The organism is Thalassotalea fusca, assembly GCF_053485835.1.
In genome coordinates, this window is the sequence record NZ_JBQRUN010000007.1 from 81003 (window position 1) to 95399 (window position 14397).

Consider the following 14397-nt stretch of genomic DNA (forward strand, 5'->3'; position numbering starts at 1 on the left):
TAAAACGTTCACCAAGAATTTCTTGTATTGTCCCATCTTGTTTCATACTCATTAGAGCAGGCGAGATAGATTCGACAAATTTTGTCCCGCCTGTGTATTCCAGACTGTCATATAATCGTAGCCAATATGGATAGGAAAATTGGGGTCATAATTGAGAATTGACAAATAAGGCAGCCAATCAGGCAGGAAGCCGATGATTGCATCTATTCGTCCAGCTCGAAGTCTTTCAAGCTGTTTATCTTCATGAGTAAAATAATCAATTGTGATATTTTTATTCGTTAGGCTTTTAAAATAAGGTTGATAGCCGTTTATTGCGCCTATTTTCAGATGCGCTAGTTGCGAATAACTCGATATTTTAGGGTGCGTTTTTGGGGTAAACACGAAGGCTTTGTATGCGCCAAGCGGATAACTAGTGATGATATTAGAGCCGCCCATATCTTCAATAATGGCGTGAGTCATGCCGTAGATGGCAAGCGTTTTTTGGTTTTTAAACATTTCGACCGCTCTTTTAAGCGGGTATACGTGTTCAGTATATTTGATATTGGCTCTATTAGCGGCCTCTTGAAGAATGCGTTGATAGGCACCAGAACCGTCTTTCTCAATTACGCCTAAAAATACGCCTGCTGCTATAGTGTTTTGTTCTGCTAAGCAGTTATTAATTGACGTCAATAAAAGCACAGAGAAGACGACAATTAGTGTTCTTAGCATAATTAGCCTCAAACTAGGAAACGATAAAGTATATTAAGTTGGGTTAATTATAAACGCTACAAAACTTTTCTGGGCGCGATTAATAGGTGAATAGCGTATGTTAGGTATTGTTGGCAGCTAAATGGTGCCGGTGGCTCAGTCGAAAAATTTAAATAATACCACCGACAAATTAATGAAGGTTAAAGAAGGTTTTTATTCTCTCAATGCTTTCATATCTGCAATTAGTTCTTCTAATTTTTTAAACTGACGACCGTAAATTAAGTTGAGGTCTAATCGGTACAGCGCTTGAGAGCTAAGTGCGACGATAAAGGTTACAACGGCAACAAGTACGACGACATAATAGGGTAGACCCAATAGAAATAGTTCTGTTGGGAATCTTTCTAATAAAGAAGCAATTACTTTGCCACCAGATTCGCTGACAATCCCTTGAATCGCCATTCCCAAAAAACACAATGGATAAAAATACTTGTAATAAATCGCGTAGGTGTTGATTGAATCCTGTAGCCAATTGTTGAAATTCATTATGTAGTCATAACTGCTTTGCCCTTTGGAAAGATCGATAGATTTATTCAGCTCTTTCCTTGCGATGATGACTAAAGGTGTAAGCAAGCAGCAAAGGTATAACCCAAGCCATGGTGCGCCGACAAGCGTCATCATGATGAGCATGATGATACTACCAACGATGATAGCTTTAATGTTAATTGCAAACATCTTTTGTAGCTTGTCTACAATATTTTGTGACTTTCGGTTATATAAATCGTTGATTTTGGGGGCTGTTAACTCAGTTTCGTTTACGAAACCTTCTTTCCATATAGATTCAATTGATTTTGCCATGTGTTGTTACTCCTGATTTATAAACTTGTTGAGTCGTTCTTTGATACGACTTACTCGGACACCAATGTTGTTGGTATTACTACCGATAATCTCGGCAATTTCCTTGTATGACTTTTCTTCGAGGTAAAGCAAAATTACCGCTCGGTCAGTTTCAGACAAGTGTTTTATTGCGTTGTACAATTGGTTAATTTCATCGCTGACAAATGATTTGCTATCGTCAATTGCTTCATCAGGTAAAGTGTCAGAAACAATTTGATTACCTGTAGTTTTGCGTCGCTTTAAATAAGTAAGGCAGACATTCAGTGAAATTCGATAAATCCAAGTAGACCATTGGCACTGGTTATTGAAGTTGTCTCTACTTCGCCAAATTTGTAAACAAACTTCCTGATAGTAATCTTCAAAATCTTCCTGCGTATTCGTATATGCCCGACAAATTTTGATAATGATTGGGGCAAAAGGCAGTATTTGAAGCTGATAAAAGTCACTTCCCATTCGAATCCTGTCTTATCGTCTTAATTTTGCTTGGTTAGTGGAGTGAGCAAAGAGTTTATTACAGGCTATGCAAAAAAATAATCAAATAATACCAACCCGCATAAGAAATTGCTCACTTAGCGAGAGTTTAAAGGCTTAGAGGCAAGGCATTGATTGCAAAGAATGGTTATTCTCGGCAACTGCGTCCTGCGTTGCTCTAATAACCTACATCCATGTAGGAACCTTGTTAAAATCAATAACGTAGCATATAAGTCTTTAAAACTCGCCCTTTGGGAATGCATGGGCAACATGATAACTGCACAAAATAAGCTTAATGTAGAACAACTATATCTACACTTATTTCGTTTGTTCTAATGTCGCCCATGTCATTCTAAGTGTGTAATTCTTTATGTGGATTGGTATAAGGTTAAAAACCGAACATTTTTGCAGACTACCTAAAGTCAGGAGGGGACATTTACTAGAGTTTTAGAGAGAGCATGCTAAAACATGCTACTAAAAGTTTATGGGCTTGCGTCTGCCTTTGGGGTTTTTCTCTGGGGTTGTAGGCACTTTGGCTTGGTTGCTACTATTTTTCTTAGACGGGTGCTGTTGACGGTGATTTTTATTTTTACTGCTGTCCTTTGTTGCAGGGGCGGCAGGTTTTACGCTTTTTGTTTTGATCGTAACTGGCGCTGAACATTCAACTAAGATTTGTTCACCGTTAAACTCAACGATGTCTTGATCATAAATCTTCTTACGTTTTTGGTATTCAACTTCATTGTTGACGTATACGTATCCTTCGCTAATAACAATTTTTGCTTCACCACCACCACCAACTAAGTTGGCCACTTTTAACAATTTGCATAGTTCGATGGGTTGTTCTGCAAGTTCTACAATGATGAGTTCGTCAGCCATAGTCATTAATGTTCTTTTAACATGGGGGCGATTATACGGTTAATTCGTTCATTCTAAAAGGTACGCTTGATAGTTAATAGGTATTAGTGTTCTTCATGTTTGTGTAATGAGCAAATCATGAATGTTTACTGCTCACACATTTGTAACATATCGGCATTTGTTAAAAATTGTGTCCTTATATCTTGTTGTTTTTATAAGGGAAGTTTTGCGTTGTCGGTTTTGTACTAAAAAAGGTCGTATTTTTACTAGGGAATAATCATTGGTTCGATACTATCAAGTGACAGCAGCCTCGGACGCTAATAATACTAAAACAAGCGTGTTACAAAATTATTAATATAAAACAATAACAATAATAAAAAATCCGAATTCCTAGTGGAGAGAAACATGTCAAAGTTTACATTTAAAGCCTCAGTATTAGCTGTTGCATTAACAACAGCATTGAGTGCACAAGCAGCCGATGATAGATACATCATCAAAGTTTCAAACAACGGGAAAGGAATCGTAAAATCGCTAGCTAAAAAGCTAGGTGCTGAAATTCATAATGAAGGGAATGGCTTCTTCTCAGCGACATTCGCTGGTCGCGATTTATCAGAAGTAAAAGGTATTTTAAATAACCCGCATGTAGAGTTAGTGGAAGAAGATCAACGCCGTGTGCCATTTAGTGCATTCAGCGATGATGTTGGTAACCCGATGACTCAACAAATTACACCGTATGCAGTGTACCAATCTCAAGCAAACCAAGTTAATTTTAATGCCAACGCAGGCATGAAGGTATGTGTTATTGACTCAGGTTTAGACAACTCAAATACTGATTTTGTTTGGAATAACATTACTGGTGATAACGATTCAGGTACTGGTAATTGGTATGAGCACGGCGGTCCACACGGTACACACGTTGCGGGTACGATTGGTGCGGCAGACAATGGCGTAGGCGTTGTAGGTATGGCGCCAGGTGTTGATATGCACATTATCAAAGTGTTCAACGCAAGCGGTTGGGGATATTCTTCTGACTTAGCACACGCTGCTGAAAAATGTTCTGCTGCGGGTGCAAACATCATTAGCATGAGCCTTGGTGGCGGCGGCGCTAACAGCACCGAAGAGAATGCGTTTAAAGCATTCACAGAAGCCGGTGGTTTAGTCGTTGCAGCTGCTGGTAACGATGGAAACAGCGTTCGTTCTTACCCTGCGGGCTATTCGTCAGTAATGATGATTGGCGCAAACGATTCAGACAATAATATCGCTGATTTTTCTCAATACCCAAGCTGTACTATTACAACAGGTAAGGGCAAGCGTGCAACAACAGTTACTGATGAAACAGTGTGTGTTGAAGTTACGGCTGGTGGTGTAGACACGTTATCTACATATCCTGCGGGTATGGCAACAAGCTCCGGCTTAACAATTGATGGCCAAGCAATTGCCTCTTCTTCTATGGAAAACTCAGGCAATGCATCTGGCAGTACTTACTTCATGGGCACTGCTGAAGCGGTAGACGCATCGGCTAACGGCATGGTTTGTGTTATAGACCGTGGTAACATTTCATTCCACGATAAAGTGAAAAACTGTGAAGATTCAGGCGGCATTGGCGCAGTTATTATTAATAACGAAGCTGGCATGCTTTACGGTACGCTTGGCGACACAAATGCAACGTCAATTCCTGCAGTTGGTGCAGCGTTTGAAGATCGTAGCGCAATCATGAATGCAAGTAATATCAATGTAACTATTGGTACTAGCGACTATGGCATGATGAGTGGTACATCAATGGCAACACCTGCGGTATCAGGTATTGCAGCGCTAGTTTGGTCAAATCATACTGACTGTACTGGTACTGAAATTCGTGACGCGCTTAAAGCGACTGCTGAAGACCAAGGTCAGGCTGGCAAAGATGTTTACTTTGGGTACGGTATTGTTAAGGCAGCAGCGGCACATAACTACTTATCAACTAATGGTTGTGCAGGCGATGTTACTGAACCACCAGCAGGTGACATTTCTTTGAGCACATCTGGTTATCGTTCTAAAGGTAAAAACAGAGTTGATTTATCGTGGAGCGGTGCATCTACATCTAGTGTAGATATATACCGAAACGGTAGCCTTTACAGAACAACATCAAACGATGGTGCCTACACTGACGCTTTCAGAACATACGGTTCATATACATACAAAGTGTGTGATGAGGGAACAAATAACTGTTCTGATGAATCAACAGTTACATTTTAATCGATTGACTGTTTAATTGTTAAAATCCGGCCTTCCTAGCGGCCGGATTTTAGCGTTTCTGCAGTTGTAAACTTAACAAAAAAATAGTAATAAACAGCTTTTATTGTTGACAGTTTGTAGTATTAACCGTTAATTTGTCTTTGTAACCAATTGTAAATTAGATGTATGAATTTCGTTGGTCGCATAGTTGTCGAGTCAGCACAGAAGCTAACTTGTTACTTAGATCTTTAATTGAGGGTGTGATCGGATGAACAAGGGAAAAGTGTTGAAAAACTCTATCAGTTCTAACAAAAAAATAATCGCTATAGCTGCTGCTGTCGCGTTAACTGCGTTTGTTGCGTTAATAACATTCGTAGAAATCTACAATAATTCAAGTGCTTATGATGTAAAGAAACCTAAGTCAATGTCATATATCGTGCAAAGCAACGATTATGATGAACTAGCATCTATTGTTGCGAAACTGGGCATCAAAACAAGTCACCAGCTAAGTGTAATAAACTCGGTTGTTGCTGAGTTAACAGAGCAGCAGGTTACTGAGCTTACTGAACAGCATAATTTTAACATTTCTGAAAACTATTCTGTTGAATTAGCAGGCGATAATAATGGTCGTGCTGTTGGTAAGAGACGTTGGCAACCATTAGCGACAGTGGTTGAAGCTATAAACGCTCAAGGCGCTCATTCGGTATACAACTTTGGTGATGGTGTCACTATTGGGTTTCTAGATACTGGATTAGACCAATTAAGCGGTCTTTCAGTTGATTTATACCGTAGAGATAAGGCGTGGGGCACTTATGACGCGATAAATGACACGGTATCAAATTACGATAATGAAGCGAATGGTCACGGTACGCACGTTGCGAGTATCGCGGCAAATAGTGATTACGATGTAACAGGAAAAATTTACGGTGTTGCACCGAACGCTGCACTAGTGGGTATAAAAGCGTTTGATTACGAAGGCAAGGCAACTTATGCAGATGTAATTCGCGGTATTCAGTGGGCGATTGGTGTTAAGGATCAAATAAACCTTCGCGTGTTAAATATGTCATTTAGCGGTCCAGTGCGTTCATTTTATTGGGAAGATCCTTTAAACCAAGCGGTTATGAAAGCATGGCAAGCGGGTATCGTGGTTGTTGCTTCTGCAGGCAACAGCGGTCCAAACCCTATGACTATCGGTGTACCGGGTAACGTGCCTTATATTATCACCGTTGGTGCAACGTCGGATAACTATACAACTAATAATAACGTAGATGACTTTGTGACGAGTTTTAGTGCGGCGGGCCCTACAGTTGAGGGATTTGTTAAGCCAGACTTGGTTGCTCCAGGTGGTCACCTTTCAGGCCTAATGTCGTTTGACACGACTATCGTGACAGAACACCCTGAATTTCATGACGGTGGTCGTTACTTTGAAATGTCTGGTACGTCTCAGGCAGCAGCAGTTGTCTCTGGTGCAGCAGCGTTATTGTTAACCCAAGAGCCGAACTTGTCACCAGATCAAGTTAAGTGTCGTATTACATCAACGGCAAAAATGGCATTTAACAACGATGATTCATTGGCATTTAGCGTATTTCAACAAGGCGCAGGTATGCTCAACGTTGGCCAAATGCTAGCGAGTGATACAAATAACTGTGCTAACAAAGAGTTAGATATTGCAAAAGATTTAAATGGCGAAAAACACTTTTACGGTCCTGCTAATATGGACGAAAATGGTGATTTTTACATCGAAGGTCTTGGCGATAAATATCGCTGGCAGGCAAGTGTTGAACCGCATTCTGTTTCTGGCAGTGGATTTATTTGGAAAAACGCCGTTGAAGTGGGTGGTTTCATATGGAAGAACAGTGTTGTAACTGACGGTTTCATTTGGAAAAATGCAGTATTTACAGACGGTTTCATTTGGAAAAATGCACTTGATACTGAAGGGTTTATTTGGAAAAACTCGTTAAATTCTGATGGCTTTATTTGGAAAAATAACGCTGACTTTAATGCTCAAGAAGGGATTGGCGTTAACCATTGGGTTGAACAGCAGTAGAGTTTTACTTTGAAGGCCATGCAGGCCTTCAACACATATTGTAATTAGTTGCAAAAAAGCACCTTAATTCAAAAACGACGGATTGTTTGAAGTTTTTGAAGAAAAAGGTGCTTTTTTTTGTTTGTGTGAATAGTATTACGTGACATTGCTAATGTTTTTACATCGTAACTATGGTGATAATTTATGCTAAAAAGGTTGTGGAGTTTGCTGTTTTTTGTCAGTTTGACGACAATCGCTCAGGATCTCAATTTTCTCCCTCATTTTAATGCTAGCAACCCGTTGTCATATCAAATGATCCGAACTATTGAGCAAGATAAATACGGTTTCATTTGGTTTGGCACGCAAGAAGGTGTGCATCGTTATGATGGTAAGCAATTCAAGAGTTTTCACCATGATGTACTTGATCCTACTTCGTTAAGCTCAGATGTTGTGAGCCGAATGATATTTGATCAACGCGACCAACTGTGGATTGGTACGAGAGGCGGTGGTCTCAATATTCTTACTTTGGGTCAAAAGAGATTTCGCCATATCACGACTAATTCAGCGTCTCACCAGTTAAGCCACAATAACGTGAATACGTTGATGGAAGACAGTCGGGGCAATATTTGGGTTGGGACTGAAAAAGGGCTCAACGTTCTTCGCTTCAACGCTGAAGGTGAACTGAGCGAGATTATTAAGCATTACAAAGCCGATATACCTGAAAACGGCTTAAACCATGACATTATTCATGCCATCGTTGAAATTGGTCACAATGAGATTTGGATTGGGACTAGCGGAGGCGGTATTAGTGCATTTGATTTAGATGGAAACTATAAGTACGACATAAACATTACTGACAGTCGCGTGAACTTAGTCAATTCATTAGTGTTAGATAATGACCAGCAAGTATGGATAGGTACGGTTGAGCATGGGTTGTTTAAATACCATTTACCTACAAGAAAGCTCAGTCACTATGTAGTTGATCGAGCGGACTCTTTGTCAATCCCTAGTAATACTATTGAAAATGTTATTGAAGACAGTACTGGCCGTATATGGATTGCAACGGATAATGGATTGGCTATATATAATCGTCAAGCAGATAACTTTTGGCGATATAAACATAATCCTACCAACTCTTTTAGCCTAACAAATGATTTTGTGCTTACGTTTTTTGAAGATGTAAACGGTATGATGTGGATTGGTACCCTTGCTGGGGTGAGTCGTTGGGACCCCAAATTAACCACATTTTCACTATACAACTCGCAAAAGTATCCGAGCCTAGCGAACAGCACCATAACTGATTTTTCTCAGTTTGATGAGTCTCGTATCGCTTTTAGCACATATAGCGGTGGAATCTATACACTTGATGAAAGCAATGATGACATTTCATTGCTGCCATTACCAAAAGACCTATTGAACTACCGAATTATGTCATTGTTGGTTGACGACGAGCAAATATGGGTTGGCACGAGAACAGCGGGTTTGTTTAAATATAATACCGCTACTAACATCTTGGTACATTTCGCTCACGACGAAAATAATCCGCTGTCGATCTCAGCCAATAGCGTTACTGACATAGTCAAACTAAGCAATGGCGAGTTGTGGGTGTCAACTTATCATAAGGGTTTAAATAGGCTAAACAGTGACTTAACATTTACGCGTTTCCAACCAAACAGTGAGTCACCAGAGAGTGGCCCTAGCTCTGACCATATAGTGAAGATTATTGAAGGGGAGTTAGAAGAACTTTGGCTTGCCACATACGGTGGTGGTATTAATCGCTTAGATCTTAACACCATGAAGTTTACCCATCTAACCCACGACGACAATGACAGTCAAAGCATCAGTAGTGACTTATCTTGGATAATTCATCGCGACAAGCAGGGAAATTTATGGGTAGGCACACAGGCCGCTGGATTGAACTTTTTGCCATTGGACAACCAGCGTAAACAGGATTATAAATTTCAGCGCTATAACGTAAAAGACGGGATGAAAAGCCGGACGGTTTACGGTATTAGTCAAGATAAAGAAAATAATATCTGGTTTAGTACAAACAAGGGCATTTCTCGGTTTTCGCCAGATTCTAAAAACTTTAAACATTTCGGTATGGCGCACGGTTTAGCAGAGTTGGAATATAACCATGGTGCTTATTACCAGGACCCTAAGTACAACTTGTATTTTGGCAGTTCAAATGGCTTTACTGGTGTAGCGCCAGACAAAGTTAATATGAATCATACTGCGCCAATCGTCAGACTAGTGAATATTTATCGCTTAAACGAAGTGATGAATTTTGACAAAGCGATGGCTGAGCTAGGAGAAGTATCATTTGATTACACTGATCAAGTGGTGACTTTCGAATATGTCGGATTGAATTTTAGTGATCCAGACGCGACACAATATAAATATCGTCTCATAGGTTTTGACGAAGAGTGGATAGATGCGGACAAATCTCAACGTGCGACATATACCAACCTACCTTCGGGTCAATATGCGCTCGAGGTGATAGCCCAAAACAGTGATGGTATATGGAGCGAACCAACTACGCTGGTTAGTATTTGGATGGCGCCTAAGCCATGGAATACCTGGTGGGCATATACACTTTATATTTGTATGATCGCTGGGCTTGTATTGGCATATTCTCGATTTATCAATCGTAAATTGGTGCAAGAGCAACAAATGCGATTAGACTTGAAACAGCAAGTAGAAGAAAAAACACACAATTTACAACTTAAAAACAAGGAGTTACAGCGAGCTAACGTGCAACTTGAAAACGCTGCCATTGTTGACAAGCTAACCAATGCAAAAAGCCGCAGATACCTTGATATATACATAGAACAGGCAAGTAAATTGATGATGCAAATACATCAAAACCTATCGCCTGTAGAGCGGCACTTGTTGCCTAAACTGTATATGTGTATGGTGCGTTTGCCAACGGAGACCACTAACAGTTTACTGTTAAATCTGGTGGACATTTTGACTTACTCAAGTGGCGAAGAAGATTTGATAATTCGATGGGATGAATCAACATTTGCCATTATAGGGTACGATAACGAAAACCAAGTAACGAATCTGGCTCAATCATTGGCAAATCGCATAAAAGGTTCTGCGCAAATAAATACCTCTGCAAAAATTGTGTTTAGTTATTATCCGTTTGATATAGAAGATACGGCACATGTTAATTGGGATCAGATGAGCGTATTAGCAGAGCATTGCTTGAAACTTATGGATGAAAAAGAAGATATGCAATGGCTTGGTCTGTTGGGACCCAATGAAAAGCCATTCGACTATATCGCAGCAATCAAGAGTGTAACTGTAGAAGAACTAAAACAGTTCGCCATTATCAAACACGGCTAGTTGTATGGATTGGCGAATCAGTTATATCAGCAGGTAGGTTGCAACTGACACAGCTGCAATCGCTTGAAAAATATAAGTAAAGCCTGCGCCAATTCTACGAATAATAAAAGCACGAAAGAGCATACCGTAGGCGTGGGCAAATCTTGACAACGTAAAGCCAATCACCGTAATAGGTAATATCATTGCAGCGGGTTGTACCAATGTTAGTGCAAGGATAACAATTGCAAATATTGGCAACTGCTCAACAGAGTTACTATGTGTCCTAATTGCGGCCATTAGGCTCTTATTGCCACCATCACCCAATGACACTTTGTGTTTAATTCGTAGCCGTGAAACGTTCATCGCGAGCGCTAACACTAATGCTGAGTTAACAGCAACCAATACGGCAAACCAAAAATATGTGTTCATTCTTGTCTAAAGATCCATTTACTGAAGTTAATTATCCTATTATAGATATAAATCATCGCTCACGAATTGAGTGCTTGAGTTGCAAGCGCACGCACTAATCGAATCTGTATCGATGTGACAATTTATTTTTCTAAACTAGATTGGTATTGTTTTGGCGTCATATCGTATTTTTCTTTGAAACATCGACCAAAGTAGGTTTGTGAAGAAAAACCAACGTCTAGTGCAATATGACCAATCGGCTTACCCATAGCAAGCGCTTCCTTTGCTTTGCTCAATCTGAACTCTTTTAAGTAGTGGTTTGGTGTAGAGCCTAGCAAGACACGAATCTTACGCTGTAATTGTCGTTCACTCATCGCAAGATGACTGGCAATTTCTGCGATCTCAAGTTGAGGGTTTGTATAGTGTTTCGCAACAAACTGCTCTAACTTGTTTAGGAAGTTATCGTCTGCAGATGTTTCTGGCATTTCAGACTCGGTCAAATGTGAAATATGCTGATGACTTTGTTGCTTGCGCTGCTTCTGCTGGGCATCCATGTATTTGCCAACATACACTTGTTTTAATCGGCGACGATTCTCGATAAGGCTATCGATACGTGTCAGAAGTTCTTTGCGATTAAATGGCTTTCCGAGGTATTCATCTGCTTGCAACCCTAACCCTTTAAGTCGGCTTTCTAAATCTGAACGTGCAGTAAGTAAAATCACCGGAATATGGCTAGTTGCTTCGTGATTTTTAAGAAAGGTAAGAACTTCAAAGCCATCAATACCGGTTAACATGATATCGCAAACAATTATGTCAGGAATGTATTCTACTGCTAGTGCAATGCCTGATTCGCCATCATCTGCGGTAATACAATGGTGTTGCGTGTCGAGCAGCTGTTGAACATGTTGCTGCATATCTTTATTGTCTTCAATTAGCAATACCACGCGTTTGTCTTCAGGCTTTATTAGCTTTTGTTCCGATTGATTAGCATCGAGCAATAGCGTTGAAATTTCTTGATGAGAAATGCTCGCCGTTGCTAACTGGGTTTTATCTGTTTGTGTTGCTGCTGGAATATGCAAAGTGAATTTGCTTCCTTTTTTAGGCTCGCTAATTAGACTAATTCGCCAATGATGTGCCTTAACCAATTCGTTAACTAACGATAACCCGATACCAACACCAAACTGTGCAATACTGGCGGGCTCTTGAACGCGCTCAAAACGATTAAATATCACGTTTTGAAATGACTGACTTATGCCAATACCTGTATCAATAACGTCAATGAGTATATCGCTACCACTCTTGTAGGCATTAACTGTAATTTCGCCGCCTTTTTGCGTATATTTGACGGCGTTTGCTACTAAGTTAAAGATGATCTTTTCAAATGCTTCGGCATCACACTCCAAATAAAGCGCATCGGGGATGTTACATGTAAACCCAAGCGATTGTTGCACACAAAGCTGACGAAATGAATCAAGCGGCATTTGCAATAGATGAGACAATTCGTAGGTAGCGGTGTTTAACGAGGGACTTTCCTGCATTTTTGATAATTCGAGAAGTTGTTCAACCATTCTTACAAGTCGCAAACTGTTACGTTTCGCAGTGATCAAATCTTCAACTTCATTTTTGTTTTTTGCCGATTCAATGAATTTGTCAATCACCCCATTGATCAAGGTGAGTGGTGTCCTAAATTCGTGCGAAACATTGGCCAAAAACGCGTCTTTTTGTTCTAACGTTTGTTGTTCTGCGAGCTTACGAGACGTTAAATTGATAAAGGTGATAACAATGAGTGGGGAGCCTTTTCTCTCGGCCCATTGCATCTCCACTTGTGCTGGAAATTCGTGCCCATCAGCTCTTTTACAAAGACTTTCTTTTGATATGCCACTCTTTTTACGTTCCAACGAGAAAACATTACTTTGATAATTGAAGAAGAAATGGAGCTCATCATTATCGTCAAATAAGGTGGCTATGGTTTGTCCGATTAATTCGTCTTCTAAATACTGGAACATTTGCACGGCAGCAGGGTTTGCTGAGAGAATTTCTCCATTAGTTGAAGCCGTTAAAATAGCATTGCTTGAGCTGGCAACAATGGCTTTTTCTTCACTAAATATCAACGCTTCGTTCAACTTTACGAGCTTTTTTTCAAGGCTTTCGATTGCATGTTGTAAACTTTGCTTGTTTAATTCATTTGCTTGTTGTTTGTGTCTGCTCTTACTAATTATATAGGCCAAAAAGCCAAGCACTCCAACCATCCAAATCGCATATAACAGTGATTCTAGCGGGTAGCTTAAGTTATCACTGCCACTCTGTCTGGTAAGCGAAAGGTGCAATCCAGTGAACGCCATAATTTGGATGATAAGGTACATCTCTGCAGAAAACTGGTACTTTTTGGCGGTAAATGTTTCCTTGTTTTTTAATGTAAAAAAAGTCAGTAATAGAAAAACAATACTAGCCAATAACACATGCGTGCCATTACTTGGTGCTAACGACATTAATTTAAAGCCATTGCCTAAACAAAATATAAGACTTGCAACAATCGCGAGCCCATAAAACGTTTTCCACCCTTTGATGTTACTTGACTGCCAGCCCTCAAATAATCTAAACGTGAGCACTAAAGACAATAGCATGTTGAACAACTCTATTTGATTGTTTTCAATAGCAAAAAAGCTTGAGTCATGCTTGGGGATTAATACCAAATAAGTAAAGAGCGTAATACTAAAAACAATGGCTGAGACGCGTCTTGATGTGAATTGGCTTTGCGGTGTTTCTCCAACGTTTGGTGTCGTTTCGATTGCAAGAAAAGCAAATAACCATGCGAGAAGCGTCGATGAATGTACGATAAGCGCCGATGGCGAATAATGCTGATAGATTAATTGACCCAAAGCGAGAGTTAACAGGGCAATTGCTGAATATAGCCAGAGAAGTTTGAAAGATTTAGAACCTAATTTCAGATAGCACAAATAACTGGTGCAAAATAATATGCCACAGATGACAATATTGCTTGAAGGAAATTGAGCGCGTAAATCCAGATGGTTATTCAGCCAAACGATTAATAAACTACCGACAAAAAAGAATAAATAGCTCGCATTAAGTTTTATAAATTGTTGCAAGTTAAACCACCAAATTAGTAACAAGGCCAAAGAATCCACCTTGAATAAACAACCGCTCATGTTATAGCAAAATATACAAGATATTAACAGGTGTTGTTTATTTGAAACATGGGTTTATTGTACCTTGGTTCAACAACCACTCGCTTTACATAGAGAGTGATTCTACGGGGTCAGAGTCAATAAACGTAGACCTAAATTTGAATTGCATATATGGCGACGAGTATAGTTGACTCTGACCCCAGCAAGGATGATTTTTCTTAATTTGAAATTTGAATGTGAAGTGGTGGACGGTACTGGGCTTGAACCAGTGATTTGGCGCGGGTTGTAAAGAGTAGTAGGTGCTTAACCCTTGAATATCTCTTGGTCGTTAAATTTTGTGATTGTTTTTGAAAGTAGAAGTGGTGG

9 protein-coding genes are annotated in these 14397 nt (G+C 39.9%); 3 read left to right on the forward strand and 6 right to left on the reverse strand.

What is annotated here, in order from left to right; translation table 11 throughout:
• Positions 1-51: 51 nt before the first annotated feature.
• From ACSLUK_RS10550 to ACSLUK_RS10565, 4 genes are all read right to left on the reverse strand, one after another.
• The gene (locus ACSLUK_RS10550; protein ID WP_448548546.1) at positions 52-708 is read right to left on the reverse strand and encodes a transporter substrate-binding domain-containing protein; all 657 of its coding nucleotides are present in this window, start codon (positions 706-708) and stop codon (positions 52-54) included.
• 192 nt (positions 709-900) lie between these two features.
• Positions 901-1542 (reverse strand): hypothetical protein, encoded by a 642-nt coding sequence (locus tag ACSLUK_RS10555; RefSeq protein WP_448548547.1) that lies wholly within the window; start codon positions 1540-1542, stop codon positions 901-903.
• A 6-nt stretch (positions 1543-1548) separates the two neighbouring features.
• The gene (locus ACSLUK_RS10560) at positions 1549-2034 is read right to left on the reverse strand and encodes an RNA polymerase sigma factor (RefSeq protein WP_448548548.1); all 486 of its coding nucleotides are present in this window, start codon (positions 2032-2034) and stop codon (positions 1549-1551) included.
• Between the two features lie 492 nt (positions 2035-2526).
• Positions 2527-2934, reverse strand: coding sequence for an RNA-binding S4 domain-containing protein (locus tag ACSLUK_RS10565; RefSeq protein WP_448548549.1), 408 nt, complete (start codon positions 2932-2934; stop codon positions 2527-2529).
• A 378-nt stretch (positions 2935-3312) separates the two neighbouring features.
• Between ACSLUK_RS10565 and ACSLUK_RS10570 the strand changes: the two genes are divergently transcribed.
• The 3 genes from ACSLUK_RS10570 to ACSLUK_RS10580 all read left to right on the forward strand — a co-directional run bounded on the left by ACSLUK_RS10570 (position 3313) and on the right by ACSLUK_RS10580 (position 10498).
• Positions 3313-5142: a S8 family serine peptidase gene (locus ACSLUK_RS10570; protein WP_448548550.1), complete on the forward strand. Its 1830-nt coding sequence runs from the start codon at positions 3313-3315 to the stop codon at positions 5140-5142.
• A 247-nt stretch (positions 5143-5389) separates the two neighbouring features.
• On the forward strand, positions 5390-7168 hold the full coding sequence (locus ACSLUK_RS10575) for a S8 family peptidase (protein WP_448548552.1): 1779 nt from the start codon (positions 5390-5392) through the stop codon (positions 7166-7168).
• A gap of 183 nt (positions 7169-7351) precedes the next feature.
• The gene (locus ACSLUK_RS10580; protein WP_448548553.1) at positions 7352-10498 is read left to right on the forward strand and encodes a ligand-binding sensor domain-containing protein; all 3147 of its coding nucleotides are present in this window, start codon (positions 7352-7354) and stop codon (positions 10496-10498) included.
• Positions 10499-10519: 21 nt separating this feature from the next.
• Here ACSLUK_RS10580 and ACSLUK_RS10585 read toward each other — a convergent pair whose 3' ends face one another.
• Together ACSLUK_RS10585 and ACSLUK_RS10590 are read right to left on the reverse strand one after the other, a co-directional pair.
• A complete protein-coding gene (locus tag ACSLUK_RS10585) occupies positions 10520-10906 on the reverse strand; it encodes an MAPEG family protein (RefSeq protein ID WP_448548554.1) in 387 nt (128 codons plus the stop codon).
• A gap of 122 nt (positions 10907-11028) precedes the next feature.
• Entirely contained in the window at positions 11029-14022 is a 2994-nt protein-coding gene (locus tag ACSLUK_RS10590; protein WP_448548555.1) for a hybrid sensor histidine kinase/response regulator transcription factor, read from the reverse strand.
• Positions 14023-14397 lie beyond the last annotated feature (375 nt).

Excerpts from the sequence above, each read along its gene's own strand:
- ACSLUK_RS10565 (WP_448548549.1), bottom strand. The coding sequence starts at position 2,934 with ATGACTATGGCTGACGAACTCATCATTGTAGAACTTGCAGAACAACCC.
- ACSLUK_RS10575 (WP_448548552.1), top strand. The coding sequence starts at position 5,390 with ATGAACAAGGGAAAAGTGTTGAAAAACTCTATCAGTTCTAACAAAAAA.
- ACSLUK_RS10570 (WP_448548550.1), top strand. The coding sequence starts at position 3,313 with ATGTCAAAGTTTACATTTAAAGCCTCAGTATTAGCTGTTGCATTAACA.
- ACSLUK_RS10585 (WP_448548554.1), bottom strand. The coding sequence starts at position 10,906 with ATGAACACATATTTTTGGTTTGCCGTATTGGTTGCTGTTAACTCAGCA.
- ACSLUK_RS10580 (WP_448548553.1), top strand. The coding sequence starts at position 7,352 with ATGCTAAAAAGGTTGTGGAGTTTGCTGTTTTTTGTCAGTTTGACGACA.
- ACSLUK_RS10560 (WP_448548548.1), bottom strand. The coding sequence starts at position 2,034 with ATGGGAAGTGACTTTTATCAGCTTCAAATACTGCCTTTTGCCCCAATC.
- ACSLUK_RS10555 (WP_448548547.1), bottom strand. The coding sequence starts at position 1,542 with ATGGCAAAATCAATTGAATCTATATGGAAAGAAGGTTTCGTAAACGAA.
- ACSLUK_RS10550 (WP_448548546.1), bottom strand. The coding sequence starts at position 708 with ATGCTAAGAACACTAATTGTCGTCTTCTCTGTGCTTTTATTGACGTCA.